Raw genomic sequence first — 2,200 nt, forward strand, 5'->3', positions numbered from 1 at the left:
GCCGGACGCCGTCGAACCGGGCGGCGGCGTCCAGGACGGCCGCGTCGCCGCGGCTGCGCACGTCCTCGCAGACCGGCCGGACCGCCTCGACGGCGGCATCCACGTCGATCGCGGCCCGGGGCAGCAGACGCCGGACATCGGCCGCGGAGGGAACCGCACTCCGCAGATCAAGCCTTCTAAGCACGATACGAGACTAGCCGCCGAGCCGGGGGGCGGTGAAATCACAGCTCGCGGCGGGGTGTCACGCTCATCTGTGTGACCGATCCCCGCACCCTGCCACCCGCCGCCGATCCGCCGGCGGGGCCCACCAGCGCGCCCGGGGAGTCGTTGGCGACGCTGCTGCACGGCTACCGGGTGCACGCCCGGGCGCCCCGCGGCGTCGTGGCGGCGCTGACCGAACGGCCACGGACCCTGCGCGCGCTGGTCCAGGACTCGGGGCTGCCGCGCCGCTCGGTCGAGGAGATCCTCGGCGCCCTGGGCGACGATGTGCGGACCGGGACCGGCGGGACGTTCGTGTTGCGGCCCGGCGCCGTCGACCGCTACCGCACCATGATCGACTACGACGAGCTGCGCGCGGGCATCCCGCTCGACTCCCTCGCCGCGGCGATCGGTCGTCACGCAAACCTGGTCACGACGATGCACGAGCTCATCGCCTCGGCTCCGCGTCCCAGGGCCGAGCTGGACCACGTGCCGGCGACGGCGGCGACGGTCGTGCGCCGGGCCGTCTGGCTGGCGTCGCACTACGACCTGCGCGACGCCCGGCTGCTGTGCGTGGGTGACCACGACCTGACCTCGCTGGCCGTCGTCCTGCTGGCCGCCGCCGCGGCCCCGGACCCGGCCCGGCGCGAACCCGCCGTCACGGTGGTGGACATCGACGAGGATCTGTTGGAGTTCCTCGACCGGTCGGCCCGGTCGCGGGGCGTGCGGCTGCGATGCCTGTACGCGGACCTACGCTTCGGGTTGCCGCCGTCGGTGGCGGGCAGCGCCGACCTGGCCTTCACCGACCCGCCCTACACCCCGCAGGGCGTGTCACTGTTCGCCGCCCGCGGCGCCCAGGGCCTCGCCGACCGGGAGCGCGGCCGGGTCCTCGTCGCCTACGGGTACAGCGAACGGGTGCCCACCCTCGGGTGGAAGGTGCAGCGGGCCCTGCTCGACCAGGGGCTCGTCTTCGAGGCGATCTGGCCGGCCTTCCACACCTACGAGGGCGCGGAGGCGGTCGGGGCCCGCGCCGACATGTACGTCTGCCAGCCGACCCCGGCCACCTGGAAGCAGCTGGACCGGCCGGCGGCTTTTAATGAAACGGCGACCACCGAGATCTACACATTCTATGGCTCGTCGGCAGCGTCAGATGTGTATAAGAGACAGGGTCCGACCTGACAGCGGCACACCCTGCGGGGCGCCCGAGCGCCCCGGACGGGCGGATGGCCGGGGCGTCGCCATCGAGAAGCCGTCCTGCGCCACCGACGCTCCTTTCGCTCTGCCGCACGATTCGCGCCGCGTGAACCTGGCCGCCCCCGCCGACCCCCGGCGCGGATCTTCCGCGGAACCCCCACCGGTTCGCCTCGGTAATGGCGGATCGCACATCTCCGGTTCCGGAAGGTACACCGACCCATCCGTTGTGGGTAGCCTCAACCAGAGCTTGTCATACTCGAATGGCTCGTGTTACATCGATCCGACCGCAGCCGAACGCAAGTAACAGTAAGTAACCTTAACTGGCACTAGCTAACCTGTAGAGAGCCGGGAGGGCGACGGCGCGTGAGCGATGTGCCACAGGCACCGTACGGTGAGGAAGGCGACGCGCGGCCCGTTTCGCTCATAGGAGCCCGCATCCCCACGTCGGCCTCCCGATCGAACCGGCTGCCGGACCGAGACGACCAGTTCGGGCGCGACGAGTCACCGGCTGCCGAGGACGCCGAGTCACCTCCCTACGCCCGTTCCGGGCGCCGGCGGCATCGGCGGCGCAGCGAGTCGGACTCGCCGCAGTCACCCGACGAAGCGTGGCAGAGCGAGGCGTTCCACCTCGATGATGCGACACCGGCGACCGAACCGGGTGCGGACGGTGCAACCGCCGCGAAGGCCACATCCCCGACCGAACCGCCGAGCGACGGGCACGGCGACCAGACCTCGCCGAGCGCCGAGTCGGCCGAGGACCTCCGGCGTACGCGCGGCAACCGGCCGCGCCGCGCCGGCCGGCCCGCCG

Annotated in this window: 1 protein-coding gene and 2 pseudogenes; 2 read left to right on the plus strand and 1 reads right to left on the minus strand. The window is 72.4% G+C overall.

From position 1 onward, the window contains the following. Positions 1-184: pseudogene (locus ND748_RS30495) on the minus strand (histidinol dehydrogenase); the annotation flags it as partial. 71 nt (positions 185-255) lie between these two features. On the opposite strand from ND748_RS30495, the gene ND748_RS30500 reads away from it, so the two are divergent. Next, complete coding sequence (locus ND748_RS30500; RefSeq protein WP_251749734.1) at positions 256-1,377, plus strand: bis-aminopropyl spermidine synthase family protein; 1,122 nt, start codon at positions 256-258, stop codon at positions 1,375-1,377. A gap of 378 nt (positions 1,378-1,755) precedes the next feature. Beyond that, positions 1,756-2,200: pseudogene (locus tag ND748_RS30505) on the plus strand (hypothetical protein); the annotation flags it as partial.

Source organism: Frankia sp. AiPs1 (assembly GCF_023716945.1).
In the GTDB taxonomy this organism is placed as follows: domain Bacteria; phylum Actinomycetota; class Actinomycetes; order Frankiales; family Frankiaceae; genus Frankia.